The following is a 25,219-nucleotide window of genomic DNA, read 5'->3' as shown; positions in this document are numbered from 1 at the left end:
CACAGCGCCCCGCACTTTTTATACGGATTTTCGTTTTCTCGAAGCGCGCATGAAGATCTTGCTGATCTCCACGGCGACGAGCGGAAAGAGCGAAAGCCCGATGGCGATGAGCCATTCCTTCCAGCCCAGGGATACGAATTTGAAAAATCCCTGCAGGGGCGGAATGAGCAGTACCGCGAGCGCGATGGCAGCCGAAACGGCCATGGCGCCGAACAGATAGAAGTTGTGTTCCTTATTTTTATGGAACACGCTGTCGTAGTTGCTGCGCTGGTTGAGCGAGTGCACGAGTTGCGAAAATGCCAGAACGATAAAGGTCATGGTCATCGCTTCGGGGTGGTTTCCGAAATACAACTCGCCGATCCAGTACGCGGCGAGCGTCGCAATGGAAATGAATACGCCGTGCAGCACGATGCGGAAAAGCAATCCGTCGGCAAACAGCGAGCCGCTCTTGACGGGTTTAGTCTTCATCACGTTGGAATCGGAAGGATCCACGCCCAGCGCGATGGCGGGCAGCGAATCGGTGGCGAGGTTGATGAGCAGGATATGCACCGCCAAAATGGGATCCGCCCAGTTGAAACAGACGGCGAGAAAGAGCGTAAGGATCTCCGCGATATTGCCCGCGACGAGAAACTGGATGACCTTTTGAATATTGCGGTACACCCGCCGCCCCTCGCGCACGGCGTATTCGATGGTGGTGAAGTTGTCGTCCATCAGGATCATGTCCGCGGCGTCCTTGGCGACGTCCGTGCCCGTAATGCCCATCGCCACGCCGATATCCGCCTCTTTCAGGGCGGGCGAGTCGTTTACGCCGTCGCCCGTCATGGCGGCTATTTCGCCGTTTCGTTTGAGCGAACGGATGATGCGCATTTTATCGGAAGGCGAAACGCGCGCGAACACCGTGGTCTTTTTGACCGCCGCGTCCAATTCGTCGTCGGTCATTTCGTCAAGTTCCTGTCCCGTAATGACGATGTTGCCCTCTTGATAGATATGCAGTTGTTTCGCGATCGCCGTCGCCGTGATCTTATGGTCGCCCGTGATCATGATGACCTGAATGCCCGCCGTGTGGCAGGTTTCGACCGCGCCGATGACCTCGTTTCTGGGCGGGTCGATCATGCCCACCGCGCCGACGAAGGTCATGTTGATCTCCACGTCCGCCTGCTCGTCGTCGGGCACCGCGGCAAGTTCGCGCTTGGCAAATCCCAGAAGGCGCAAAGCCTCCGCGCTCATCTTCTGCACGAGGGCGAGGATCTGTGCGCGATCCTCTTCGGTCATCGCGCGCACGCCTTCTTTTGTCAGAACGTGCGTGCAAAGCGGCAACATTTCGTCCACCGCGCCCTTGGTGTACGCGACGATCTTTCCGTCTATTTCGTGCACCGTGGTCATGCGCTTGCGCACGGAATCGAACGGCTGTTCGAACAGGCGCGGATACTGCGTTTTCAGTTGGTCGTAATCGTCCCCGAATTTGTCAGCGTAGAATAAAAGCGCGCCCTCGGTGGGATCGCCCAGCGTTTCGCCGGGGCGGTCGGGATCTTTCGACGCGTTGTTGCACAGCGCGCAGCCGAACACAAGATCGCGGCACAGATCGCCGTACTTTTGCACCGATTCTGAAGCATCGGTCGCATTCCCCTCCACAAAATCGCCGTTGATGGCGACGTGCGTGACCGTCATTTTATTGAGCGTGAGCGTGCCCGTCTTGTCGCAGCAGATGACCGTCGCGCCGCCGAGCGTCTCCACGGCGGGCAGGTTGCGCACCAAGGCGTTCTTTTTCGCCATGCGCTGCACGCCGAGCGCCATGATGATGGTCGCGGTCGCGGGAAGTCCTTCGGGAATAATGGAAATCGCGAGCGAGATCGCCGTCATCACGAGCGGCAGGATCTGCCGTCCGCGCAGCATACCGATGACGAATACCAAAACGCAGACCACAAGCCCCACGAGGCTTAAAATTTTTCCCACGGAATTGAGTTTTTTCTTTAAGGGAGTTTCCAGATCGTCTTCCTCTTCGAGCATGCCCGCGATCTTGCCGACTTCGGTATTCATGCCCGTGCCAACGACGATGCCCTGCGCGTTGCCGTACATGACGACGGACGACGTATACGCCATATTCACGCGGTCGCCCAAGGGCGCGTCCTCGGGAAGGATGCTGGGGCCGTCCTTTTCCGACGGCACGCTCTCGCCCGTGAGCGCGGCTTCCTGTATTTTTATGTTCGAATCCGCGACGATGCGGATATCCGCGGGCACGATGGCGCCGTCCTCGAGATAGATATAATCTCCCGGCACCAGTTCGCTCGCGGGCACGACGCTCTCCTCCCCTTCGCGCAGGACGCGCGCGGTGGGAGCGCTCATGCTCTTCAAAGCCGCCAACGCGTTAGCGGCTTTTTTCTCCTGAATGATTCCGATGACCGCATTGAGCGCGACGACGGCGAGAATGATGACCGCCTCCGCCCATTCCTGCATGACCATCGAAAAGACCGCCGCCGCGATAAGAATGAGCACCATCACGTCGGAGACCTGTTCCCACAGCATTTTCAGGATGCTCTTGGGTTTTTTCTGCCGAAGATCGTTTTTGCCGTATTGTTCCAGCCGTCTGGCGGCCTCTTCGTCGCTGAGTCCCCGTTCGCTCGTGGATAAAATCTCCTCCACTTCGCGCACGGACAACGAGTGCCAGGGTTTGTGATCTTGACTTTCCATAGATTTCGAGTTTTTACTCCTCCGAATAAATTTTTGAAAACACAAAAAGACATAGCCGGGTACGGCTATGCCTTAAAATTCTTTCGTATTATCATAACTTGGGTCGGGGGCTACGTCTCCGTTGCCGTCGTTCATTTTTCGAAAAATCCTTATTTTTGTGTTTTTTAACATTCTATCATAGAGTTTAACCCATGTCAAATGTTTTTAAACTTATTTTTACGGGAAAGCGCGAAAAGGATCGCGATCGCCGCAACGCACAGGACCGCCTGCGTGAGAGGCAAAGCCAGCCATACCCCGTCAAGTTTTAAAAAAGACGAGAGCGCGAACGCCGCCGCAAACACGATCGCCAATTCCCCGTACACAAGACCGTAGGACACTTTGCTCTTGCCGATGGAATAAAAATAGGAGGAAGTCACTTTGATAATTGCCGTGAACAGCGTACCCGCGCCGAATATCGGCAGTACGCGCGCCGCGAGCGCACCCGCCTCATCGCTCGTGCCGAATGCTTTCGGAATGAGTTCGCGGCAGAAAAGCAGCGCGAGGAAATAAACGAGCGCGGTGACGAGCGCCGTAACGTAGGCGTAATTCCGGAATTTTTTCGCGGTCTTTTCCTGTCCCTCTCCGTAACAGGCGCTGACAAGAGGCTGCGCGCCGTCGCCCACGCCCTGCAACAAAAAGAGAATGACCGAATACATATACGCGACCACCGCGTACGCCGCGACCGCCGTATCCCCGCCGAATTCCAGACAAAATTTATTGAGTATGAGCGTGGTGATATTGGGGCAGAGCGTCAGCCCGAAGGGCGATGCGCCCACCGCGGCGATCTTGCCGATACGCCGAAGGGAAAAGGAGAATACCCCGCCGCCCATCTTTCTGATGCGCAAAAACAAAAAGACCGCGCACGGCACCACCGTGACCGCCTGCCCGATGCCCGTTGCAAGCGCGGCGCCGAACAGTCCGAGGGACATATACTGCACGAACAGCCAATCGAGAAAGATATTGCTGACGAAACCGCCGCTCATGGCGAGCATCGCCCCCACCGCCGCGCCGAAATTGCGAAGCAGCGGGATACAGCCCGTGGCCAATACCTGCAAAGCAGTGCATAAAATGAGCACGAGCGAATAGGTTTTCGCGCCCTCCAGCACCTCGCCCGTCGCGCCGAACGCCTGCAGAAACGGGCGGTACACGGCGAGCAGCAAGAGCGTGCACACTACGCTCGCGCCCAATAAAAACATCAATGTGTTGCCCAGATATTTTTTTTCGCTCTCCGCATCGCCCTCGCCGCGCGTTAAGGAAACGAACACCGCGCCGCCGATACCGATGCCCGTTCCCACCGAGTTGACGAGTGCGATCATGGGATAGGCGATATTGATGGCGGCAAGCCCCGCGTCCCCCACGTTGTTGCCGACGAAATACCCGTCGACAATGGAATACAACCCCGAAAACGCAAACGCCGCCATGGAGGGCAGCACGTAGCGCAAAAATTGTTTTATCATTGCCATTTTCTCCAAAATGTGTTATACTTGTATAGTATAAACCTTAAAGCAACTTGAATGTCAAGAGGATAGCGGAACATTATGAAACAAGAAAAATATCTTTCGGAAATCGCAAAAATATTCGGGATCCGCGCCTCGGCGCTGCGCTATTGGGAAAGCGAAGGGCTGCTGAAATTCGAGCGCAACCGGGAAAACAACTACCGCGAACCGACCATGCAGAATATGCTGGCGGTGTACGACATACTGTTTTTGCGCAGTCTGTCCATACCCGTCGATAAGATCAGGACCTGTTTCGCCTCGTCCCTCGGAGAAATTTCCGACGTGTTCGAAGAAAACGAACAGACGCTTACCCGCCGTATCGCGGAGTTGGAAAGTTCGCTCGTACGTCTGAAAAAAAAGTCCGCGGCGATCCGCCGTATCGGCGAACTGAGAGCGCGCGGCAACGCCTGCGTGTACGAGCGGCTGCCCGCATTTCACCCCTTCGCACTCTCCGAACAAAAGAGCGCGCGCGAATTCGTTTCCGAATACGAACGGTTGGGCGTCTGCATTCGTTCGCGTGGCGAAGAACCGCAGTTCCTCGTCTTCGAAAAAAATCGATTTGCAGAAGAAAAACGCTATATGAGCGGCTTACTGTCCATCGATACCGCTACGCAGAAAGTGATCGAAGCGCCCGAGGGAAGCAAAATTTTTGGCAAATACCTCGTCACCGCTACCGAAAACGGCGTGCAGCAGGACTTTTACGAGGCGTTCGCCGAGATCGACGGCTGAGCCGCGCCCCGCCTCTTTTTAAATTGCGCGTACAGCGCGAGAGCCAGCGCCGCCGCCGCGCATTCGGAAACGGGAAAGGCGAGCCATACGCCCGCAAGCCCCATCGCGGGCAGGAGCGCGAGGGCGAGCGGCGGAATGAGGATGAGTTGTCGGACCAGCGTGATCGCCAGAGAGCGCACGCCCATGCCCAGCGCCTCGAACGCGCCCGGCAAAATGACGCCGAACGTGGACACCAGAAATCCCGACGCGAGGATCCGAAGCCCGGGAATGCCGATCTCCATCATCTCGTTGTCCGCGCCGAACAGCGCGAGAATGGGGCGGGGAAACAGTTCGAACAGCAGCGTTCCCGCCAGAATAAAACCGCCCACGACGAGAAGGCTCAGCCGCACGCATTTGTCCATGCGCCCGTATAATTTTGCGCCGTGATTGTATCCCACGATGGGGCGCATTCCCTGCACCAGACCCGAGGCGGGCACATAGATGAGCGTCTGCAATTTGTAATAAATGCCGAAAAAGTTGACCGAAAGTTCGGATACGCGCCCGAGAATGGTGTTCAATATCCCCACGAGCGCCGAGGGCATCGCCATCATCAGCGCCGAAGGGACGCCCACCGCGTAGATGCGCCCCACTTCCTTTTTGCGGAAACGGAAACCGCGGAATCTGACTTTCAGCCCGTTCCCCTTTGCGAAAAACCACACGAGCGACACGATGCACGCGCACGCCTGCCCCAAAACGGTTGCGACCGCCGCGCCCGTGACGCCCATTTCCGGAAATACGCCCACGCCGTAGATCAGGAGCGGGTCGAAGATGATGTTGACGATCGCCCCGAGCGCCTGCATCAGCATGGGGAACATGGTATTCCCCGTCGCCTGGAACAGTTTTTCCACGGCGATATGCACGAGGGAAAAGCACGCCAGACACAAGACGATCTTCCCGTAAGAAACGCCGTATTCCAGAACCGCGGGATCGTCGGTAAACAATTTCAGAAACGGTTTCGTGCCGAACAGCCCCAATACGAGAAAGAGCGCGCAGTGAATGAACGAGAGCATGAACCCGTGCGCGGCGTACGAATCCGCCTCGTCGCGCCGTCCCGCGCCCAGAGAGCGCGAAATACAGGAATTCAGCCCCACGCCCAATCCGACCGCGACCGCCAGCACGAGATTTTGCAGCGGATACACGAGCGTGACGGCGTTGAACGCCTGCTGACCGAGGCGCGTGACGAAAATGCTGTCCACGATATTGTACATGGACTGAATAAACATGGACAGCATGGTCGGCACAGCCATTTTCATCAACAGCCGAAAAATCGGTTTTTCGCCCAATAGGCGCTCGTTATCCTGCGGCATAAGTTCCTCTTTCGCATAAAAAATGCTATAAGCCCTCTGTTTATCTCAGAAACAGTAAAACTTATAGCATGCAGCACGTTTTGATTTTGGTATAGTATAGCCGAACGCGCAAAAAATGTCAACTTTTTAATCGAACAATTTCCGCACGGAAACCGCGCAATTCGTCGGGGTCCGGGCATTTTCGCCCGTATATACCATGATCACGCCCTGTTCGACGCACACCCGCACGGCGGCGTTCTTTCCCGTGATCGGGTGCAGCGCGCCGAACGCCGTGTCCGCAAGATCTGCGACGAGCAATATTTCCGAAACGCCGCGCGTCGCACCGTCCGCCGCGGGCACGAAAAACTGATAGGTGCCCGCGCCCTCCACCGTTAAACCGCCGCTGCGCCCGTTTTTCCAGGCGGAAGGCGCGATCCCCTCTAAATCGATCTCTGCCGCCGCCGCGCCGTCGAAAGAATATTCGCGCCCGCCCGCAGTCAGTTTCAGCGCGTGTTTCACCTTATCCGCGCACGCCGCGTTCAAAACCGCCTTGCCGTCCGCGGCGAAAATTTCCGCAAGCGGCGCGCCGCCGATGCTTTCCGTCACTTTCGCGGCGTTTTCGCTCTCGGGCACGCGCGCGGGCGGCGTGTTCCCCTCTATAATATCCCGTATCATCTGCACCGTGGCAGGATTTTTCACTCTCATATTTCACTCCTTATATAACCGCCGTCAAAATAGCGCGCAGTTCCGTTGACGGCACGGTGTCCGCCGTAAACGTGAGCGTGCCCGCGCCGACGGAAACCAGCCGCACGTTGTTTTTCAAAAACGCCGCCGCGTATCCCGCCGCGGGCGCCGCGCCCACGAAACTTCCCGCCGTGAGAGAGGAAAGCGCCGCAAGCGCCGCAGAATCGAATACCGCCGTCTTGTTCTGCCACGCCGATACGGGCAAGACGAGTTCTTCCGTAAAGGACGCACCCTCTTCCAGCGCGGTGATGCGCCCGAGCATTCCCGCCGCCTGCGTTTCCAGCGCGGAAAGCGTTTCTTCATGGTTCTGCGCCGTTTGCTCCGCCGCCGCAATGCGCTCCGCGTTGCCCTCCGCCAGCGTTGCCACCGAATTGATGCGCGTATAGGCTCCCGAAAGTTTGGTATCCGATTCCACCGTCGTGGAATAATCACTGAGATCCAGCCTGAGTCCCGCGCTCGTGAGCCGCAGCGCCTCGTCGGACGCGGCGTCCAGCACCACCGAAAAGGTATTGTCCGTCTTGGCGAGGCCCTTGCCCGCCTCGTATTTGGGCGTTTTTTCCTGGATCTCCGCGCGCACGTCTTCCAAAGCCAGATAAACCGCGCCGCTACTGAGCGCGTTGGTGCTATCTTGCGTAGGCGCGGCGTCGAACGACAGAACGTCCTGCTTGGCGGTGAGGGCAGCGTCCGTTTCCCTTTTGGAATAATATCCCGCGTACAGTTCGTCGGTCATCGGCGCGGCGACGAGCGTCACCCCGAGGTCGCTTTGGGGCGCGCGTTTCGCCGTAAATACCACGTTTCCGCTTTCTGCCGACGCTTCGACGCCGCACGTCAGATATTCCTTTGCCGAATCGTCGTCGGGATACACGGATATTTCCGCCGCCGCAAGCCCTTCCGCGGTAAAGACTTGCTTGTTTTGCGCCCAGTTTTGCGCTTTGAGCGTGAATGCGAACGCGCGGCTGCCCGAAAGATGCAAAGCGACGCTCCCTTTACTCTGCCATGCGCCCGACGCATACGTAAACAGTTCGAACAGGCTTTCCCCCGCGTCGTCCACGCGCAGGTACAGAACGCCGCTCTCGCCGCGCGCGGGCAGATTTTCCACCGTTTCCACGCGCATTCCCGCCATCTGAGCCAGTTTTTCCGCATAACTCTCGGCGCGGTTCGCCTCTGTTTTGCTCTTTTCCGCGAGCGCCTGCGCCTCCGCTTTCACCTTTTCGAGCGAAGAGAGGTGCGCGGCGGTCATTTCGGAAAAATCGAGCGCCGTCTGCCAGTAACCGCGGTTGAGTTGACCGTCGGCAAAGGGCGGCTGCGCGTTTTCTGCGACGAGCGAGCGCACGATACAGCCTTCGCCGCCGTCCCGCACGGCGAACACGAGTTCCCCTTTTCCGTAGGACGAATCCTCTTTCCAGCAATAGAGCGAGCGCGCCCCGTAGCGCCCGTCCAGTACGTCCGCATTGAGCGACGAAACGGCGGAAAGCAGGCGGCCGTACACGTCGTCCGAGGGCGATTCGGGAAGATTTTCGCGCACGCCGCGTTCGACGGTAAAGACGAAGGGTTCGAGGGCAAAGATCTCTGCGCCCGCCTGCCCGTTATAGCGCACGTGGAACTGCACTTTGACTCTGCCGTGTTCGGAAAGCACGGGCGAAGGAAAGAGCGCGCTGCGAACGACGAGCGGCGCGCCGTTGTCGTCGCGGATACCCGAAAGGGAAAAGTCGGTTGATAAAAGGACGGGCGGGCAGGTTTTGCCGCCCGACAAAGTGAACGACGCGGTGACCGCGTCGGTTTCGGGGAAAGGAGAAACCAACCCCAGGCGGTACGAGCCCGCCGCGCCCTGAAAGACGCGTTCCTGCACGGCATTGAGAATTTTTCCGTTGCCGTCGGCATAAATGATCATAGAAAACCTCCACTTTCGACCTCTGCCCCATTATAGCGCGAAAGAAGCGGATTTTCCAATGTAACTGACAAAAATGAAAAAGCGCTGCCCCGTTTGCGGGCAGCGCTCTTTTACTTTTGTTCTTTGGAAATTCTTTTTTTGATTTTGTTCCATAAGGCGTCGGCGGCGCGGTCTTCCTCGTCGGAAGGCAAGGGCGAAAGCGGCGAAATATAGACGATGAACGAACTTCCGTCGTCCGCGGTGATCTGCAAGTGCGCGTTTTCGCCCGAGCACGAAGTTTGCACGAGCCAACCGTTTTTATTGCGTAAAATCTTGTAAATTTCGCCCGCAACGTCGTCGCTCGTTAATTTTTGCATAGTTTTTCTCCTTTTGCTGATAATGATATTATATCCTACTATCTAAGACAATGCAAGCATTTTGTCTAAGTTGGTAGGATAATTTTTATATGGAAAAATTTTCTGAAAGACTCAAAGAATTGATGTTTTATTGTGATAATATAAAATCCGAAAGTTTAGCAAAGGCAATCGGAGTAGCAGGTTCTGCGGTGCGTGCATGGTGTAACGGCAGCAGAACCATTTATTTATCGAATGCTATAAAATTAGCGGACTTTTTTACTTGTTCATTAGATTTTCTCGCTGGTCTGACAGAAGAACGTATTACGGTTTCTCCAAAAGTATGCCCGCCTTTTTACAAAAACTTGCGTAAAGTAATGAATGAAAAAGGAATTACTCGCTATTATATCGGAACACATACGCAAATAAAAGATTCCTATTTTCAAAAATGGAAAAACGGCACAGACAGTCAACTTGATACTATCATATACTTAGCCAAACAGTTGGATTGTTCCCTCGACCATCTCGTGGGAAGAGAAGATTAAAAAAACGCACCTCTCAAATCTGGGGTGCGTTTTTTCTTATAATACGATCCCGTTCTTTTGCAGCAGTTCGCGCGCGGTTTCCACGCTGTCCACGCCCGTTCGGTTTTTGATGGGAGCAAATTCTCTCTCGCGTACCACTTCGAACGGCAGGCACGTTTCCATCAGTTTGATCATGTCGAGTATCAGCGTTTCAAACTTATACCCGTTTTCCGTCTGCGGCTTGACGAGTTCGCCCGCCTCGCTGAGATACGGCACCTTTTTCTTCACCACGTGCACGGGAATTTTTGCGTCCGCCACTTCGTCCAATTTTTCCAGACGGAACAGATAATTCAATATTACGCCGTAAATATACTGCAAATCGCCCTTTTCGTCCCGCGCGTTCGCCATTTCTTCGGTGAGTTCGTAATATTCTATAATATTCGGCTTTCCGTCTTCCAGACACAGCACGCCCACTTTTTCGTGCGGCTCCGCTTTGCATACCACCTTAGACCCGCAGTTCACGCCCTCCGCGATGCACGCCCCCACGAATACGGGATCCGCGATCCGCTGCAATACGTTGTCCACCGCGAACGCGTTCAGCCACTCTATGCCCCGCGCGCGGATCTCGCTTAAAAGCCCGCACCGCGCAAGCGACGAGTACCACCCGCCGTTCCCGTTGGGCGAAAGCGCGATATTCGCCTTGCCTTCCAGAATCACTTTACCCGAAAAATCCACCGCGGGCGCCATATCCTGTTTGAAAAACCGCACGTACTGCGCGGGATATCCGAAATAGTTCTTTTCTTTCCAGAAAGCAACCGTTTCGTCGTTGTTCTTTTCGCTTGTCATCACGTACAGCGGCACGTACGCGCCGCACTCGTTCGTGACTTCCAATAAGTTTTCGATCTGCTGCTGAAATATATACAGCGGACGCGTTATGCCGATATCGAACGTGCCCTTGGGCGCGTCCGTTCCCAGCCGCGTGCCCTGCCCGCCCGCAAGCAGCACCGCGCTGACTTTGCCTTTTTTGATCGCCTCTTTCCCGAGCGCGAAAAACTCTTCGCGCCGCGCTTCGATCTCTTTCGCGCGCAAACCCGAAATCGGCTCGATCTTTCCCTTTCCGCTTAAATTTTCGGGATGCGCCAGATTTTCCAGCACCGACCAGTCGGTGCCCCGTACCTGCGCCTCCAACGATTTTTTTTCGCTTTCGTTCAATTCGCCCCAATAGCGCAAAATCTGCTCCTGCCCGATGCGTTTCAGCGTGTTTTCTGTCGTTTCCATCTCACTCCCAGCCGCTTTTTTTATGGTACATTATAGCATACGAAAACCGCTTTGTAAACAAATGGACGGCGATAACGCCGTCCTTTTTTGTATCTTACTTATCTTCTTTATTCTTTTCTTCTTTTTTGCGCTCGTAATAATTTTTGTAGCCCGCTTTGTGATTGTCGCCCTCGTCCCACTTTTTGCCGCCCGTAGCGAACAGTCCGATGACGAGCGCCGCAGCAAGGATCACGGCGATGATGGGCCACACGAGGTTTTTCGGCAGCGCCAGCGCGAAAGCGATGCAGACCGCGGCAATGACCAGAAGGCACGCGCCGAGGATAATGTTCATTTTTTTCAGCGTAACGCTGTTCTTTTCCGCAAACCCGTTAAAGAGGAATGCCAAACCGCCCACGCCCGCAAAGAGCGCGACCGCCCAGTTAAGATTGAAAAAGCCGAAGGTGTCGGGCACCAATACGGACAAAAGCCACAAAACGGCCGCCGCCAAAAAGGCGAGCACGACCAAAAATTTCACGAAAAATTTTCTGCTCATAAAATGTTCCTCCCCGCGTTTAACGCAAAATTACCGAGCAAGATACGGCGCAGATGCTCTCGCCGTCGCCCAGAACGACGGTATCGCCGTGCTTATATTCGCGCACCAGCCCGCCCAGGCGCAACTTGAAAGCCGCAGTCCCGTCGCTCGTCGCCAAAACGGTGTACGTTCCGGGCAGCAATTCGCCGTTCTTTTCCGCGGTTTTTTCTTCGCCGCGGGCAAGGACGAAATCCCCCACGCGGTGCGTCGCCCGTACTTCGCCGTTTTCGCTCACGGCGTCCGATCTCGAATAGCGCACGCCGTCGATGATTTTCACGTCCTCGGCGCGGCCGCCCGTCTGTTTTTTTCTGAGCGCAGCAAGCAGTACGATCACCGCCACCACGGCGAAAGCAAGCAGTACCGCAAGCACCAAGATGATAATTTGTTCCACAGTCATAAAACCGCTCCTTTGTCCGCGTCAGCGGATCTTCTCGCCGCACTCGGGGCAGAATTTGCCCGTAGCGGGAAGTTTGGCGCCGCATTTGGGGCAGGCGGTCAGAACGCGCGTGCCGCATTCGGGGCAGAATTTCGCGTTCGCAGCGAGCGCCGCGCCGCATTCGGAACATTTGCGCCCCGCGCTCTGCGCCGCAGGTTCGCTCTGTACGGGCGCCGCGGGCGCATTTCCGAACATTTTTCCCATATTCATACCCATGCCCCAGCCGAGCCCCGCGCCCATGGCGGTGCCCGCCATGCCGGGATTTTTCGCCGCCTCTTTCAAGGCGTCCGCCTGCGCCATCTGGGTATAAACGTCCATATTGCGGCGCATCATGCCCAGTTTCGTCGTTTCGTCCAGCGCCTTTTCCAACTCCTGCGGCATGGAAAGGCTCTCGAAATTAAAGGCGCAAAGTTCCAGGCCCAATCCTTCGAATCTGCCCGAAAGCGTCTTTTTCACGATCGCGCTCAACTCCATCAGATTCCCCGCCATATCCAAAACGGGAATGCCGCATTCGCCGACGGCGTCGGAAATGCCCATCACGAGCATACTGCGGATATAGTCGGTGATGTCCTGCGTGCGGAAGGAAGAATGCGTGCCCGAAAGTTCGTTCATGAACACGAACGCATCCTTGACGCGGAAAGAATAAGTACCGAACCCGCGCACGCGCACGGCGCCGTAATCGGCGTCGCGGATGATGATGGGATTGGCGGTGCCCCACTTCATGTTGGTAAACTGACGGGTATTGACGAAATACACGTCGGATTTATAGGGCGTTTCGAAACCGTATTTCCAGGACAGTAACTTTGTGATGAAGGGAAGGCTGTCGGTATCCAGTTTATAAAAACCGGGCAGGAACACGTCCGCCATGCGCCCTTTATCGCAGAAGATCGCGACCTGAGAATCGCGCACGGTAAGAGCGGAGCCGCGTTTGATCACGTTTCCCGCCATGTCCACTTTATGTACGATGACGTCGGGCGAATTATCCGTCCACTCGATTACCTTTAAAATAGCCATATTTTACAGTATCCTCCGTTGTTCAGCATGGAAATAATATAGCATAAAGCGGCTGAAAAGTCAATATTATTTTATAAAGAGCATTTGACAAACACCGCGTTTTCGCTTATACTATTTATAAATACATCACGAGGTTTCCCTAATGCAACCCATTCGCAGCGCTCTTCGCAAAAGTTTTTTTCTCGCGGCGATCTTGTCCTTTCTTTTCGTCGGCGGAATTCCCGCCATCGTGCTCGGAGCCGTAAACGGCATTGGGGCGGTGATGGGGATCGGAATCGGCGCGACCGTCGTCGGGTTCTACGGAGCGCCCGTCGCGTGGGTAGGCTACGCCGAAAAACGTTCGCTGTATCGGCTCGTGAGCGCCGTCGTCGAAGAGCATATCTACACCGTGCAGGAACTTTCCGCACAACTTTCCCTCTCGGAAAAGAACGTCAGCGGCAAATTGACGACCTGTTTTCAAAAGCAATACCTTATGGGTTTCAAGCGCGTCGGCGACGAATTGAAACTCAACGAAAACACCGCTCTGTCCGAAACGGTGCACGCCGCCGTCTGCCCAAACTGCGGCGCGAAATATTCCTATCAGGGAACGCATTCCCAATGTCCCTACTGTGGAACGCCTTTTTCCGAAAAATAAACAAAACCGCCGCACGGTACCGTGCGGCGGTCTTTTATTGTGTTACTTTTTTTCGTTCACGGCGATCCAGATCTCGCAATAATATTCGGGATCGTCCACGTTGTCCGAAGGGTACACTTCGAGTTCGACGCCGCTGCCGTATTCGTAATTGCTCTGCGGGAAAAATTCCGAGCAAATTTGCAGATACGTCTTTTTAAACGCGTCGGGCATCTTGCCCCTGCACTCGAAAACCGCGTACGTTTGCGCGGGGATCCCGACGATTTCCAGCGGCTCGCCGTCGAGCGGCGCGCCGTTATACTCCGCGCCGATGGCGTAGGGAAAACCCGAATCCGCCATATCTTTCGAAAAACAGACGCCGAGCACGCCGTTCAGGTTGTCGAAACGGGCGTATTTGCACAACTTTTGCATCGTACCGTCGTTCGTGCATTCGTTCCAGAATGCGGAGATATCCGCCGTGGCGGTGTCGCCCTGCGGCTTGTTCACATACTTTTTCTTGCAGACGAGTTGAAACGCCTGCTTTTTTTCGATCCTGTAATCCATCGTATTGCCTCCCGACAAAATAAGTTTTACGGAAAGTCTGGAAAAGGATTTGACGCTTCCGCCGCGGCGCGCAGCCGACGGAGCGACCCCGTGGAAACGCGTAAACGCGCGGGTAAAACTTTCGGGGGAATCATAACCGTATCTGAAAGCGATATCTGCGATCTTTTCTTTCGAACGCTGCAGATCTTCCGCCGCGAGCGTCAATCGGCGCATGCGGATATAATCTCCGAAAGAATAGCCGCACAGCATGGCGAATATTCTCTGAAAATGAAACGATGACGAATAGGCCTGTTTCGCCGCCGTTTCATAGACGATCTCTTCCGCCATGTGCTCTTCCGCGTAATCGAGTGCCCGCTGTATCCCCGTGATCCAATCCATTCGGTAAATCTCCTTCCGTATACGATGATTATAACACGTTTCCTCGAAAAGTTCTTGACTTTTTGTGCGCTCCGATGACAGATCGCGGCGATTATTTTATCCAGACGCTCCGCAATATCCTGACTTGCATTTCGCAGGCGCGCAGCGCGCCGCGGTACAAGGTCGCGGAATTTTCGTCGTTTCGAGGGAAAATGTAGCCGCAGACGGGGTATTTGCCCCCTTGCGCGTACAGTTCCAGGCTCATACTGTCGCGTATTGCTAAAAGGCTGAGTTTACCCGATTCGAGAGGCACTTTGGTATTGACGCCGAACGCCTGCAAAATCTGTGTTTCGCTGTGATATCGCACGAGTTCGCCGCCGAAATCCAGTTCCAGAATGGCGTGGCAGTCGAATTCGGCTTCAAGCAAAATCGACAGACATCGCGCGTCGAAAGGCTTTAAAATGCGTTCGTCGCGCTTTTCCGCGCTCACCGCGCCCAAAACGCACTCCCATTCCCGCGAGGCGGGTATTTTGAAAAATTCCTCAACAGGATAGCGCGCAAGGCGCAGTTTGCCGTCGATCTCGCAAGGCGAGATTCGGGTGGGCAGGGAAAACTCGCCGTTGAACGGCATGCCGTTGCGTTCGGGCAAATAAAAATTTTGCGTGCGCCAGCCCATGAGGATACGGCGGCCGCACGGATCCCCCTCGAAGGTCTGCAACGAATAGAAATCCTTGCCGAAATCGATCGGATACGGGCCGTCTTCCTTACAAAACCGATGCCCGTCAAAGGCGCCGATATAGTATTTTCCCACACTGTGATCGCCCCAGTAATCGGCGCCCGCCAGCATGACCCACTTTCCCGTACCTTCCAGTTCGAACAGGTCGGGGCACTCGTTGAGCGGCGGAAAAATCTCCTCCGACTCGAATTTCCAGTTTAAAAGATCGTCCGACGAAAAAAAATCGAAACGGTATCCGTCCATGAACAGCGCCATGATCCACTTTTTCGTGGGCGCGTGATAGATCACTTTGGGATCGCGGTTGCCGTATGTAACGTTGGGCAATACGGGATTTTGAGCGTATTTTTCGAATGTCTTTCCGCCGTCGAGGGAATACGCGAGACAGATCGTAAACGCTTTGCCCGCGGAAAGGCGGTTCGTGCCGCCTGCGGCAGTATAGTAAAGCAAGAGCGGCGGCTCTTTTTCGGTGCCGAGACCGCTGACGTTTTGCGTATCGTTTACGCCGCAGCCCGAAAACATGGTGCCGTCTTTGTCGGGATAAAGCGCCTCACCCGCCTCTTCCCAATGGATCAGATCTTCCGAGCACGCGTGCCCCCAGTGCATATTGCCCCAGCGCACGTCGTACGGATTATGCTGGTAAAAAAGATGATATTTGCCGCCAGCATAGACCAGCCCGTTAGGATCGTTCACCCAGCCGCGCATAGGCGTATAATGCAGTTGCGGTCGTAGTTCTTCCCGATACACGCCCTCGGGCAGCGAATCGCTCTCTTCTATCAGATCCAAAAGTACGGCGTTTCCCGCAAGGGAAAAACACAGATTTTTTCCGATAAACCGCTCCGCGTCCAGCCATGCGATAAAATCGGGCCTATCGCAAAGCCGCAGATCGAGATCGTACAGAGATTCTCCGTTGCACGATAACAGTACGTTGACCGCGACCGCGTTGCCGCCGATGGGAAAAATCAGATATTTTTTTCCGATGCTGAAAATTCTTTCCGCCATGATGTCTCCTCTCCGTCGATTATGCTATGTAAAGTGTGCGTGACAGTGCGGGAAAACGCGGGCAGAGCGCCCGTATTCGCCGCCACGAACGCGCCCAAAACATTTCCGCAGTGCGCCGCCGTGAAGGCGTCCTTCCCCGAAAGGTAGGCGTACAGAAACGCCGCCGAAAACGCGTCGCCCGCGCCGATGGTATCTCCGCCCGACGAAGGAGCGGATTCGATATGCCTCTCCCCGCCGCGGGTATAGACGAAACACCCCTTCGCGCCCAGCGTCACGAGAACCGTTTGGATATCGTGATCCTTTGCAACGCGGCGGCAGAACGATCGGACGCAAAGATCTTTCCCGTAAAGTAATTTCCCCAAAAGCGCGCATTCGTCCTCGTTCAGTTTCAGTACGTCGCACGCTTGCAGCGAAAATCCGATCACTTCCTTTTCCGCGAAATCCATGCGGATATTGACGTCGAAAAATACGCAGTCCGCTTTCACGTTTTGTAAAATGCTCTGAACGGAGGCGCGGGAACGCGGAAACCGCTGCTCGAACGAGCCGAAACACACCAGATCGGGCGCATACGCGTTCAGCGCCGCCAGATCTTCTTTGCCGATCTGGATTTCGTCGAACGCTGCGCGGGGGATGCGGTAAGTCGCGCTGCCCGTCTCGTCCAAGACCGCCTCCGCGACGCCCGTCGCAAATCTTTCGTCCCGCTGCGCGAACGAATGTACGCCGTACTCACGGATTTTTTCCAGCGCCCTGTCGCCGCGCGCGTCGCGCCCCACGCAGGTGACGAACGCGCTTTCCGCGCCCAACCTTTTTAAGTTGACCGCCACGTTGAAGGGCGCGCCGCCGATGTATTCCTTCTCGTTGATAACGTCCCAAAGCACCGCGCCCACCGAAAGCGCCCTGATTTTTTTCATAGCGATCCTCTACTTAAAATATTCTCTGCCCGTTTCCACGAGCGCGAGCACGTTTTCCACGGGAATATCGGGCGTTACCGCGTGCGTGGGCGATAAAATGTAGCCGCCGCCCCGCATCATGACGTCGAGCACCTCTTTCGTCTTTTCCCGCACTTCTTTGACGTCTGCAAAGGGCAGAAACTGCTGGGTGCTGATCCCGCCGTAAAAGGTGAGATCTTTGCCGTATTCTTTTTTCAGATCTTTTAAAGAATAGATCTCGGGCTGTACGGTGTTATAAACGTCCACGCCCATATCGATGACCTCGCCGAGGATCTCCCGAAGATCGCCGCACGAATGCAATACGATCTGTTTGCCCGCCGCCTTGATCTTGGAAAACAGTTTACCGACCTTCGGCTTGATAAACTTGCGCCACATCTCGGGCCCCATGATCAAACCGTTCTGCTGCCCCCAGTCGTCCCCGAAATAGACGGCGTCGAAATCGCGCTTCAGAATTATATCCAGCAGTTTGTCGTGATGCTCGTAGATGCCGTCGAATACGCGTTCCGCCTTTTCGGGTTCCAAAATCATGTCGCACAGCAGATTTTCCATACCGCAGAGGCTCCATGCGCGCTCGAAAAAGCCCATCGTGATGGAAAACATGGTATAGCGCTCCTTTTCCGCTTCCAGCGCGGCGAGCGTCTGTTCCGCCAGATCTTCGCAGACCGCAGGAAACGCATAATCTTCCAATTCACAATGTTCCAATGGATACGTCTTGACGATACCCACGTCGCCGCCGTCCTTGGAGGTTTGCCAGGTTACGCCGAACAAGTCGAGTTCGTCGCCGTTTTCGAGTTTTTTGTTGCGCTTGTACTTTTTGCGCAGCATATGATTGCCGAGCGCCGCGTCCACGTTTTTTTCGCCTACGACGGCGGCGAGATTTTTCTCGAAACCCGCGGTCGTTTCCACGTTTATCGGCACGAAATCAACGTTTCTGTGGGCGATAGACGCCCTGATCTTTTCACGCATAGTCATGGTTTTTACCTCAGTCATAAAATCGGATATCGGAAAATTTCGCCCCTTCGCCCGCGGCGTAGAAGCCGAAACCGTAACCTGTCAAATTGTAGATCCTCGTTGAAAGAGCGATCTCCCCGTTCACGTACAGAGTGAGACATTCCCCCTGCATATAGAGTTCGCATTCGAATTTGTCCGCATTCGGCAGTTTTACGAACGCCTGCGAGGGCGCCGTCTGCGTCAGCGTCGGTTTGGTGTTGTAAAAGGACAAAAGCCCCGCCTTCACGTCGAATTCAACGCATACTTCGCCGTAGCCCGATACGCCGCGCGCAAAGGTCAGCCCCGCCTTATCTTCGGCTTCCAGCGTAAAATCCAGTTTCAACGCGCCCTTTTTGACGGGTTCGAACAGAAGATATTGATAGCGCGGCGACTTTGCAAACCGCGCGCTGCCGATTTGATATTCGACGGCGTCGCCCTTGTAGGCAGTCTCGTACGCCGTTTCGTGCGCGAGCGCTTCTGCCCGCTCCCGCACGGGCACGACGTATAACGTGCCGTCGGCGCGCTGTTTCAATTCGTGCAGAGCGAGATTTCCCGCCCAGGTAAACTGTCCCGCGTCGTAATCGGAGATTTTCGTACCGATCCAGCCCACCGTGATCAGACGGTCGCCGCACTGCACCAGCCTTGCCGCGGACAGCCCCGCGCCGTCGAAACAGTCCGTTTCGGGACGGATCCATTCGTCGGAAAGGTTCTTTTTATAGACGTAGCGCGTGACGCGCGCGTTCGTGCCGTCCACCGCTTTCTGAAAATAGGAGAGATACCAATAACCGTTGTACCGAAGAAGGGTGGGACACTCCATAAAGTCGCCGTTGACCGCGTCGTCGTAGTACACGCCGCCGTATTCCCACGTTTTCAGATCGGAAGACGTATAGAGTTTCAGCACAGCCGTCCAGTCGCCCTGTCCGCGCCAGGTGGAAACGAGCATCCAGTAGCGGTTCTCTTCCTCCACCCACACCACGTGCGGATCGCGGAAATCGTCCACGCCGCCGTAAAATCCGTCCTCGGGGATTTTCGTCCAGTTCAAAAGGTCGTCGGATACGGCGTGCTGCACCTTTTCGCTATACTCCACGTCCGCTTCGGGGTAGCCGTTCCAGCCCGTGTAAAAGGCGTGATACCGCCCGTCGCGGCCTTCGAGAACGGTGCCCGTGCCGATGCCGTAATCCTGATTGGCTTTGTCGTTGAAGTTGCCCTCGATGACGCGCCCCTTATCTTCCCACTCGGTATAATTTTTCGTGCGGAACAGATTCCAGGGATGAAAATAGCCCTCGTTCCAGCCGCGCGCGTCGTGGATATAGTACACGTTGAGATTTTCGCCGTCATAAAAGGGAATGGGGTCGCCCGCGTACCCTTCGGCGGGTTTGGGAAATAAATTTATATTCCCCTGCTCGTAATCCTCTTTGTGCGGTTTCGCGCAGGCGGCGAGGGAGCAGCAGCCCAGCCCCACCGCCGCGCAGAGCGCGAGCGCAAGAATTTTTCTGATCATCGGTATCTCCGCTATGCGATCTTATACACTCTGAAATCGCTGATTTCGATATGCAGCGCGCCTTTGCCCGCGTTGTCCGCGCCGCCGCACTGGTAAATGATATCGTAAGAATTATCCAAAAGCACGTCCCTTGTCGCAAGCACGGTAAACTCCTGCGCTTCTGTCGTGAGCACGGGGAACGCGAGCGCGATGGGATCGTACGCGCCGTTGGTCAGATTGACGAGAAACGCGCCCTTGACTTCCTTGTCGGCCTTGGCTTTGAACACGAATTTATAGGTCGCCATTTCTTCGAGTTCGAGGCGGAAGATCACCTTGTTGTAATAATCCACGCTGCCCACATTGCTGACGATATAGTGCAGCGCGCCGCCGTCCGTATAGATGCGCCCCGTACCGTCGAATTTGCCGCTCGTATCGTCCGAACCGTTGAATACGTCGTAACCGGTATTTTCGCCGTAGGGCATAAAGCGCGTCGTTTCTTTGACCGTGTCTGGAACGGAAGTGATCTCCTCCACTTTCAAATTATCGATGGTAATGACGTTGGAAGCCGTTTCCGCGGGCGCCTTTCCGAGTTGAAAATGGAACGACATATTTTCGAGGTCTTTGCTCGCGGTAAAATCCACGGAAAGAGCGTTGCCGCCCACAGCCCAAGTGCCGCCGTTCTGTCCCGCGCGGCTTTCGAAGGCTAATTCCGCGTTTTCATAGTTGATATAATAGGTCTGCGCCGCCGTCGCCGTGACACTCGCCGTCACGCGGTACGAGGAGCCCTCTTTCAGATCGAGATCGGTCGCGACGGAAAAACTTCTGAGCCATACTTCCTCGCGGTTTTCGGGATAATTCGGGATCTCCACCTTTAACTTCCCTTCGGAAAGGGAAAGCACGCTCACTTCGTCGAAAGCGGTGTTGGCAACGCCGTTCATCACCGCCGCGTCGGAAAAGTCCTGCTTATACACTTCGGTCAGATTTTCCACGCCCGTGGAAGAATAGATCTCCGCCTTCTCCAGATACACGCCGTACGCGCCCGCGCCGCCGCCCATATAGACGACGATCTTCATATTGTCCGCCGTCGTATCGGCTTTAAAGGTCATGGTCACGATCTGCACGGAATCCGTCAATTCGACGCTGCGGAACGTGGTATCCACGTTGACGCCGTCCGCATTCTGCACCGCGGTCAGGACATTGAGGTTTGCCGTCGCGCCGAGATACAGTCTAACGTCGTACGACGCGCCTGCCTCCACTGCGAAATCGGTCTTTTGCAAAATGACCTCGCCCGCACCCGCGCCGCCCGCAGTCACGTCGGCGTATAACAGCCCTTCCCGCAGATTTACGGTCGCCGCACCCGCTCCCGCAAGCGTGACGTCCCAGCCGCCGCGGCCGATTTCCGCCGAACTCTTGGAAAAATCAAATGTGTGGTAAAGCGTTTCCACCGCGTCCGCTGCCGTCACCGTAAGCGCGGCAAACTCTTCCGTCTTCAGTTTTCCGCTGTCCGTCACGCTGTATATAATATCGTAACTGCCCTCCTGCGCGAATACCGCCTTGCCGCCGCGAAACTCGACTTCGGGCATAGACGAAACCACGATCTTGTCGGTCAGGTCGCCGTCCTCCTTGTCGAACGCGCTCACGCCCTGTAAAGCGTCGAACTCTTCTCCCGCTTTCACCGTGTACGTATCCGCAAATCCGCTGATGACGGGTTTGGTATTTTCTTCGATTTCGCCGCATGCCGCAAAAAAAGCGAGGCACAGTACCAGCGATAAGATCGCCGCAAATTTTTTCATAGGAATAATCCCCCTTTTTTATGATTGATTTTCAAGATAGCGCCCGAACGCCGACTGATAACATTCGAGAACTTTCTGCAAACCGATTTCGTTCAGTTTTGTGCCGAATGCGGCAAAATCCGCATCGTTCACGCCGCCGTTTAACAGCCATTTCATCAGATTCTGCATGATATAGGAACGCACATTGGTCTCGTACTGCGCCAATACGTTGATCTCCTCCAGCGAATAACTGAGCGTGGGAATACGCTGCACGTTGTCGGGATTATACGGATTGGCGTATTTCTCCAGACGCTCCAGACGAAGCTGCGCGCGCGGTTCCATATTCACGTAATTGTCCCATTCGTATTCGGTAAGACACATGATGCCCATGGGCGCGTTTTGCAGACGGAACTCGTCCGCAGTCATACCCTCGGGCGTGGGCTTTTGCACCAATTTCCCATTGGCATCGCGCTCCTCTTCATACACGACTCCGATTGGCCCGTAATTGAGCTGCGCCGATTCGACGGGATCGAAATGACGGTCGAAATAAGTCAGGAGCACTTCGGGGTTGGGGCAGGTACTCATGAGCACCACACCGCCCGTGGAAATTTCGGGATAGTTGGAAACGCCCAGGACCTGTTCGCCGTTCATGCCTTTCAAGGGATTCAGCAGAATATAATTTGCGGGATTGGAAACGACCGTTTCGCTTTCCCACCAATAGAACGCACCGAGTTTTTCGATCCCTTTGCCGCTGGCGAGAAAGGCGTCCTGACTGTTTTCGAACACCGATTTTGGAACGATCTCCCGTTTGACCCAATCCGCAAGAAAATTGGTAGCCGACTGAAATTTTTTGTCCGTCGCCGTACAGACGACCTTGTCGTTTATAATGGTCAGATGATCGGGATTATCGGGCACACCGAACGCTCCGTACAGATCGGTCTGATTGCCTTGCCAGTGATTGAACACGAAACTTAGGGGAATCTCGTCGTCTTTGCCGTTGCCGTTCATGTCCTTGTCTTTGAACAGCGTCAGAATTTCGCTCATCTGCTGCAAATTCAGTTGCAGTCCGTCCGCAACGTCCGCGTGCGTCAGAAAGGAGATGTCGCCGCTGTCGATGAGCGCGTTCAACCAATTTTTGTTTATAAATAAAAGGTTCGGGTTGGCGGTCAGCCCCATTTCGTCGATGCGCGGCAGAGAGTAGATCTTGCCGTCGAACGAGGTGATGGCGGCGCGGATATCGGGGCGGCGCTCCAATATAGCGCTGAAATTGGGCATATATTCCAGATAATCGGAAATGGGCAGGATCGTGCCGCGACGGGAATAGCGCGCCACCTCGGCGTTAGTAAAACCGGCGTGATAGATGGCGTCGGGCCAATTGTCCTTATCGCTTAAAATGAGCGTCTTTCGCTCGGCGTACGCCGATTCCGTAATATTTTTCCAATGAATATCCACGTTTGTCTTGTCGTACAGATCCTGAAATACTTTCAGCGTATTATAGTCGGGCGTGAGCGAATTTTTCTGCGCAAGGATCTCGTATTCGACGAGCCCTTTTTCCTTTACGATCGGTTTTTGCGTATCCGCCCATTGATAGCCGAGCGTTTCCCAGTCCTTGTCCTGCGTCTTTCCCTTCCCGCCGCAGCCGACCGCAGAAAAAAGAAGCGCCGCCGAGAGCACGAGCCCTGCGATCTTTGCAAAGGTTTTTTGTTTCAATGTTTTACCTCCTTACCGAAACGATTTATTTGAGAGCGCCGATCATGACACCCTTTTCGAAAAATTTACTGACGAACGGATACAGCACCAGAATGGGCAGCGTGGATACGATAATAGACGAATATTTGATGGAGTTTGCGAGTTTCGCCTGTTCGAGAATAGTCCCCGCGTCGCCAGCCGAGCCGCCCGCCGATTCCGTCATGATGAGGATCTCTCTGAGAACGAGTTGCAAAGGGAAATACTTCTGCTCGGACAAAAAGATCAAGGCGCTGAAATAGTTGTTCCAGTGCGCAACCGCGTAGAAGAGCACCATGACCGCGATGATGGGTTTGGAAAGCGGAATGACGATGCTGAAAAAGGTGCGGATCGTCCCCGAACCGTCCACTTCGGCGGCTTCCAGGATCTCGTCCGGCACGCTGCTCGAATAAAAAGCGTTGACCATAAACATATTCCACACCGAAACGCCGTACGGCAGAATGACCGAAAGCGGATTGTCCAAAAGCCCCAGATCGGATACGAGCAGATAAAAAGGGATCAACCCGCCCCCGAAAAACATGGTTATAATAAAATACGTGGTGATAAACTTCCGCCACGGGAGTTCTTTTCGCGAAATCGCCCAGCCCGCGGGAATGGTCACGGCAATGTTGATCGCCGTTCCCAAAAGCGTGTACCAGATCGTATTGAGATAGCCCGTCCAGATCATGCGGTTTTCGAACAGCGCGGCGTACCCTTTCAAATTAAAGCCGATGGGATAGAGAAACACTTCGCCGTTAAAGATGGCGTCCGTATCGGAGATCGAGGCGATGACGATAAAGTAAAGCGGGTACAAAATGGCGAGCAGCATGAGAATGAGAAATGTGTCGATGACGATATAGTAGATCCTGTCTGCCTTTGAGACGGCTTTGCTCAGTTTATTCATTCGTTCCATACCCCGACCTCAAAACAGCGTGTTCTTGGAGAACAGTTTGGCGACGGCGTTCGCTGTGACCAAAAGAATGACGTTGATGATCGAATTGAACAGTCCGACCGCCGTCGAATACCCCTGCATGACGTAGCCCGTCAGTCCCTTTTTATAGACGAAAGTCATGATCACTTCAGATTTTCCCACATTTGCGTCCGTCTGCATGAGCAAAACTTTTTCATAGCCCACCGAGATGAGATTGCCGATGGAGAGGATGAGCAGGATCGACACCGTGCCCGCAATGGCGGGAAAGTCGATGGCGAACACGCGGCGCAGGCGGGACGCGCCGTCGATGAGCGCCGCCTCGTGCTGCTGGGGGTCTACGCCCGAGAGCGCCGCGAGGTAAATGATCGCGTTCCAGCCGAAATCCTGCCATACGCCCGAAAAAATATACAGCGGTCGGAACGCGTCCTCTTCCAGAAAAAAGGAATAGCGCGACAGCCCCAAGACGTCCAGCACGTTGTTGACCAGTCCGAACTGCCCGAAAAAGAGATAGAGCATGCCCACCATGACGACGAGCGAAATAAAGTGCGGGATATAATAGATGATCTGAATGATACGCGAAGCCTGTTTATTGCGCATGGAATTGAGCATCAGCGCGATTGCGACGGGCAGCGGAAAACCGATGACGAATCCCCAGAAACAGAGAAGGAATGTATTTTCGAGCAGCGTCAAAAACATGTAATCTTCGAAAAACATTTGAAAGTTTGCCAATCCCACCCAGATGGTCGAGGCGGACAGGATCTCATCCCCGGGCACAAAATCCTGAAAGGCGATAAGGACCCCGTACATGGGAACGTAGTTGAATATCAGAATAAACAAAAAGGCAGGCAGCACGAAAAGCCACAGGATATAGTTTCTTTTTTGCCGCTTCTTGATTTCATTCAAGGAAATTTTTGTCTTTTTCACTTGCTCCATTTTTGCCCCTCCTTCTGCACATATTATAACTTTCTGCTTGCGAAAATCAAGATAAACAGAAAAATATTGTCACGTTTTTGTGCATATGTAAAATTATTTAAATAA

The 25,219-nt window shown here is 54.7% G+C and carries 22 protein-coding genes; 3 read left to right on the top strand and 19 right to left on the bottom strand.

Going from position 1 to position 25,219, the window contains the following annotated elements:
• Positions 1-18 precede the first annotated feature (18 nt).
• Together ESZ91_RS07125 and ESZ91_RS07120 are read right to left on the bottom strand one after the other, a co-directional pair.
• Complete coding sequence (locus tag ESZ91_RS07125; protein ID WP_129225579.1) at positions 19-2,688, bottom strand: cation-translocating P-type ATPase; 2,670 nt, start codon at positions 2,686-2,688, stop codon at positions 19-21.
• Positions 2,689-2,882: 194 nt separating this feature from the next.
• A complete protein-coding gene (locus tag ESZ91_RS07120) occupies positions 2,883-4,184 on the bottom strand; it encodes an MATE family efflux transporter (protein WP_161971095.1) in 1,302 nt (433 codons plus the stop codon).
• An 81-nt stretch (positions 4,185-4,265) separates the two neighbouring features.
• Between ESZ91_RS07120 and ESZ91_RS07115 the strand changes: the two genes are divergently transcribed.
• Positions 4,266-4,952, top strand: coding sequence for a MerR family DNA-binding transcriptional regulator (locus tag ESZ91_RS07115; protein WP_129225575.1), 687 nt, complete (start codon positions 4,266-4,268; stop codon positions 4,950-4,952).
• Here the strand turns inward: ESZ91_RS07115 and ESZ91_RS07110 are convergent.
• The 4 genes from ESZ91_RS07110 to ESZ91_RS07095 all read right to left on the bottom strand — a co-directional run bounded on the left by ESZ91_RS07110 (position 4,922) and on the right by ESZ91_RS07095 (position 9,268).
• Positions 4,922-6,298 (bottom strand): MATE family efflux transporter, encoded by a 1,377-nt coding sequence (locus ESZ91_RS07110; protein WP_129225573.1) that lies wholly within the window; start codon positions 6,296-6,298, stop codon positions 4,922-4,924. The two genes, ESZ91_RS07115 and ESZ91_RS07110, sit on opposite strands and share 31 nt — an antisense overlap.
• A 126-nt stretch (positions 6,299-6,424) precedes the next feature.
• Positions 6,425-6,982, bottom strand: coding sequence for a hypothetical protein (locus tag ESZ91_RS07105; RefSeq protein ID WP_129225571.1), 558 nt, complete (start codon positions 6,980-6,982; stop codon positions 6,425-6,427).
• A 10-nt stretch (positions 6,983-6,992) separates the two neighbouring features.
• On the bottom strand, positions 6,993-8,912 hold the full coding sequence (locus tag ESZ91_RS07100) for a hypothetical protein (RefSeq protein ID WP_129225569.1): 1,920 nt from the start codon (positions 8,910-8,912) through the stop codon (positions 6,993-6,995).
• A gap of 110 nt (positions 8,913-9,022) precedes the next feature.
• The gene (locus tag ESZ91_RS07095) at positions 9,023-9,268 is read right to left on the bottom strand and encodes a hypothetical protein (RefSeq protein WP_129225567.1); all 246 of its coding nucleotides are present in this window, start codon (positions 9,266-9,268) and stop codon (positions 9,023-9,025) included.
• An 89-nt stretch (positions 9,269-9,357) separates the two neighbouring features.
• Here ESZ91_RS07095 and ESZ91_RS07090 point away from each other — a divergent pair, with 89 nt between their 5' ends.
• Complete coding sequence (locus ESZ91_RS07090) at positions 9,358-9,789, top strand: helix-turn-helix transcriptional regulator (RefSeq protein WP_129225565.1); 432 nt, start codon at positions 9,358-9,360, stop codon at positions 9,787-9,789.
• Positions 9,790-9,825: 36 nt separating this feature from the next.
• On the opposite strand, the gene ESZ91_RS07085 is transcribed toward ESZ91_RS07090, so the two are convergent.
• The 4 genes from ESZ91_RS07085 to ESZ91_RS07070 form a co-directional block, all read right to left on the bottom strand.
• Positions 9,826-11,046 carry a UTP--glucose-1-phosphate uridylyltransferase gene (locus tag ESZ91_RS07085; protein WP_129225563.1) on the bottom strand — a complete coding sequence of 407 codons (1,221 nt, stop codon included), beginning with the start codon at positions 11,044-11,046 and terminating at the stop codon, positions 9,826-9,828.
• 94 nt (positions 11,047-11,140) lie between these two features.
• On the bottom strand, positions 11,141-11,578 hold the full coding sequence (locus ESZ91_RS07080; RefSeq protein ID WP_129225561.1) for a hypothetical protein: 438 nt from the start codon (positions 11,576-11,578) through the stop codon (positions 11,141-11,143).
• 19 nt (positions 11,579-11,597) lie between these two features.
• Positions 11,598-12,014, bottom strand: coding sequence for a hypothetical protein (locus tag ESZ91_RS07075; protein ID WP_129225559.1), 417 nt, complete (start codon positions 12,012-12,014; stop codon positions 11,598-11,600).
• 21 nt (positions 12,015-12,035) lie between these two features.
• On the bottom strand, positions 12,036-13,067 hold the full coding sequence (locus tag ESZ91_RS07070; RefSeq protein WP_129225557.1) for an SPFH domain-containing protein: 1,032 nt from the start codon (positions 13,065-13,067) through the stop codon (positions 12,036-12,038).
• Positions 13,068-13,209: 142 nt separating this feature from the next.
• On the opposite strand from ESZ91_RS07070, the gene ESZ91_RS07065 reads away from it, so the two are divergent.
• Entirely contained in the window at positions 13,210-13,701 is a 492-nt protein-coding gene (locus ESZ91_RS07065) for a hypothetical protein (RefSeq protein ID WP_129225555.1), read from the top strand.
• A gap of 42 nt (positions 13,702-13,743) precedes the next feature.
• Here the strand turns inward: ESZ91_RS07065 and ESZ91_RS07060 are convergent, their stop codons facing one another.
• The 9 genes from ESZ91_RS07060 to ESZ91_RS07020 all read right to left on the bottom strand — a co-directional run bounded on the left by ESZ91_RS07060 (position 13,744) and on the right by ESZ91_RS07020 (position 25,114).
• Positions 13,744-14,619 carry an AraC family transcriptional regulator gene (locus tag ESZ91_RS07060; RefSeq protein ID WP_129225553.1) on the bottom strand — a complete coding sequence of 292 codons (876 nt, stop codon included), beginning with the start codon at positions 14,617-14,619 and terminating at the stop codon, positions 13,744-13,746.
• 91 nt (positions 14,620-14,710) lie between these two features.
• On the bottom strand, positions 14,711-16,333 hold the full coding sequence (locus ESZ91_RS07055) for a glycoside hydrolase family 32 protein (RefSeq protein WP_129225551.1): 1,623 nt from the start codon (positions 16,331-16,333) through the stop codon (positions 14,711-14,713).
• Complete coding sequence (locus ESZ91_RS07050; RefSeq protein ID WP_129225549.1) at positions 16,294-17,244, bottom strand: carbohydrate kinase family protein; 951 nt, start codon at positions 17,242-17,244, stop codon at positions 16,294-16,296. Before ESZ91_RS07050 ends, ESZ91_RS07055 begins: the two co-directional genes overlap by 40 nt.
• Positions 17,245-17,253: 9 nt before the next feature.
• The gene (locus ESZ91_RS07045; RefSeq protein ID WP_161971094.1) at positions 17,254-18,255 is read right to left on the bottom strand and encodes a uroporphyrinogen decarboxylase family protein; all 1,002 of its coding nucleotides are present in this window, start codon (positions 18,253-18,255) and stop codon (positions 17,254-17,256) included.
• 10 nt (positions 18,256-18,265) lie between these two features.
• Entirely contained in the window at positions 18,266-19,774 is a 1,509-nt protein-coding gene (locus tag ESZ91_RS07040) for a glycoside hydrolase family protein (RefSeq protein WP_129225544.1), read from the bottom strand.
• 11 nt (positions 19,775-19,785) lie between these two features.
• The gene (locus ESZ91_RS07035) at positions 19,786-21,546 is read right to left on the bottom strand and encodes a carbohydrate binding domain-containing protein (RefSeq protein WP_129225542.1); all 1,761 of its coding nucleotides are present in this window, start codon (positions 21,544-21,546) and stop codon (positions 19,786-19,788) included.
• An 18-nt stretch (positions 21,547-21,564) separates the two neighbouring features.
• Positions 21,565-23,235, bottom strand: a complete 1,671-nt coding sequence (locus ESZ91_RS07030; RefSeq protein WP_129225540.1) for a type 2 periplasmic-binding domain-containing protein — start codon at positions 23,233-23,235, stop codon at positions 21,565-21,567.
• A gap of 25 nt (positions 23,236-23,260) precedes the next feature.
• Positions 23,261-24,163, bottom strand: a complete 903-nt coding sequence (locus ESZ91_RS07025) for a carbohydrate ABC transporter permease (RefSeq protein ID WP_201270866.1) — start codon at positions 24,161-24,163, stop codon at positions 23,261-23,263.
• A 9-nt stretch (positions 24,164-24,172) separates the two neighbouring features.
• On the bottom strand, positions 24,173-25,114 hold the full coding sequence (locus ESZ91_RS07020; protein ID WP_129225538.1) for an ABC transporter permease: 942 nt from the start codon (positions 25,112-25,114) through the stop codon (positions 24,173-24,175).
• Between the last annotated feature and the right edge of the window lie 105 nt (positions 25,115-25,219).

It is taken from the genome of Candidatus Borkfalkia ceftriaxoniphila, from assembly GCF_004134775.1.
In the GTDB taxonomy this organism is placed as follows: Bacteria; Bacillota; Clostridia; order Christensenellales; family Borkfalkiaceae; genus Borkfalkia; species Borkfalkia ceftriaxoniphila.
The sequence above is the reverse complement of the archived record's forward strand: the minus strand, read 5'-3'. Positions and strand labels throughout refer to the sequence as shown.

Coding starts and splice junctions, on each gene's coding strand:
- ESZ91_RS07125 (WP_129225579.1), bottom strand. CDS start 2,688: ATGGAAAGTCAAGATCACAAACCCTGGCACTCGTTGTCCGTGCGCGAA.
- ESZ91_RS07035 (WP_129225542.1), bottom strand. CDS start 21,546: ATGAAAAAATTTGCGGCGATCTTATCGCTGGTACTGTGCCTCGCTTTT.
- ESZ91_RS07065 (WP_129225555.1), top strand. CDS start 13,210: ATGCAACCCATTCGCAGCGCTCTTCGCAAAAGTTTTTTTCTCGCGGCG.
- ESZ91_RS07090 (WP_129225565.1), top strand. CDS start 9,358: ATGGAAAAATTTTCTGAAAGACTCAAAGAATTGATGTTTTATTGTGAT.
- ESZ91_RS07040 (WP_129225544.1), bottom strand. CDS start 19,774: ATGATCAGAAAAATTCTTGCGCTCGCGCTCTGCGCGGCGGTGGGGCTG.
- ESZ91_RS07050 (WP_129225549.1), bottom strand. CDS start 17,244: ATGAAAAAAATCAGGGCGCTTTCGGTGGGCGCGGTGCTTTGGGACGTT.
- ESZ91_RS07055 (WP_129225551.1), bottom strand. CDS start 16,333: ATGGCGGAAAGAATTTTCAGCATCGGAAAAAAATATCTGATTTTTCCC.
- ESZ91_RS07045 (WP_161971094.1), bottom strand. CDS start 18,255: ATGACTATGCGTGAAAAGATCAGGGCGTCTATCGCCCACAGAAACGTT.
- ESZ91_RS07105 (WP_129225571.1), bottom strand. CDS start 6,982: ATGAGAGTGAAAAATCCTGCCACGGTGCAGATGATACGGGATATTATA.
- ESZ91_RS07110 (WP_129225573.1), bottom strand. CDS start 6,298: ATGCCGCAGGATAACGAGCGCCTATTGGGCGAAAAACCGATTTTTCGG.
- ESZ91_RS07085 (WP_129225563.1), bottom strand. CDS start 11,046: ATGGAAACGACAGAAAACACGCTGAAACGCATCGGGCAGGAGCAGATT.
- ESZ91_RS07025 (WP_201270866.1), bottom strand. CDS start 24,163: ATGGAACGAATGAATAAACTGAGCAAAGCCGTCTCAAAGGCAGACAGG.
- ESZ91_RS07075 (WP_129225559.1), bottom strand. CDS start 12,014: ATGACTGTGGAACAAATTATCATCTTGGTGCTTGCGGTACTGCTTGCT.
- ESZ91_RS07080 (WP_129225561.1), bottom strand. CDS start 11,578: ATGAGCAGAAAATTTTTCGTGAAATTTTTGGTCGTGCTCGCCTTTTTG.
- ESZ91_RS07120 (WP_161971095.1), bottom strand. CDS start 4,184: ATGATAAAACAATTTTTGCGCTACGTGCTGCCCTCCATGGCGGCGTTT.
- ESZ91_RS07115 (WP_129225575.1), top strand. CDS start 4,266: ATGAAACAAGAAAAATATCTTTCGGAAATCGCAAAAATATTCGGGATC.
- ESZ91_RS07070 (WP_129225557.1), bottom strand. CDS start 13,067: ATGGCTATTTTAAAGGTAATCGAGTGGACGGATAATTCGCCCGACGTC.
- ESZ91_RS07020 (WP_129225538.1), bottom strand. CDS start 25,114: ATGGAGCAAGTGAAAAAGACAAAAATTTCCTTGAATGAAATCAAGAAG.
- ESZ91_RS07095 (WP_129225567.1), bottom strand. CDS start 9,268: ATGCAAAAATTAACGAGCGACGACGTTGCGGGCGAAATTTACAAGATT.
- ESZ91_RS07060 (WP_129225553.1), bottom strand. CDS start 14,619: ATGGATTGGATCACGGGGATACAGCGGGCACTCGATTACGCGGAAGAG.
- ESZ91_RS07100 (WP_129225569.1), bottom strand. CDS start 8,912: ATGATCATTTATGCCGACGGCAACGGAAAAATTCTCAATGCCGTGCAG.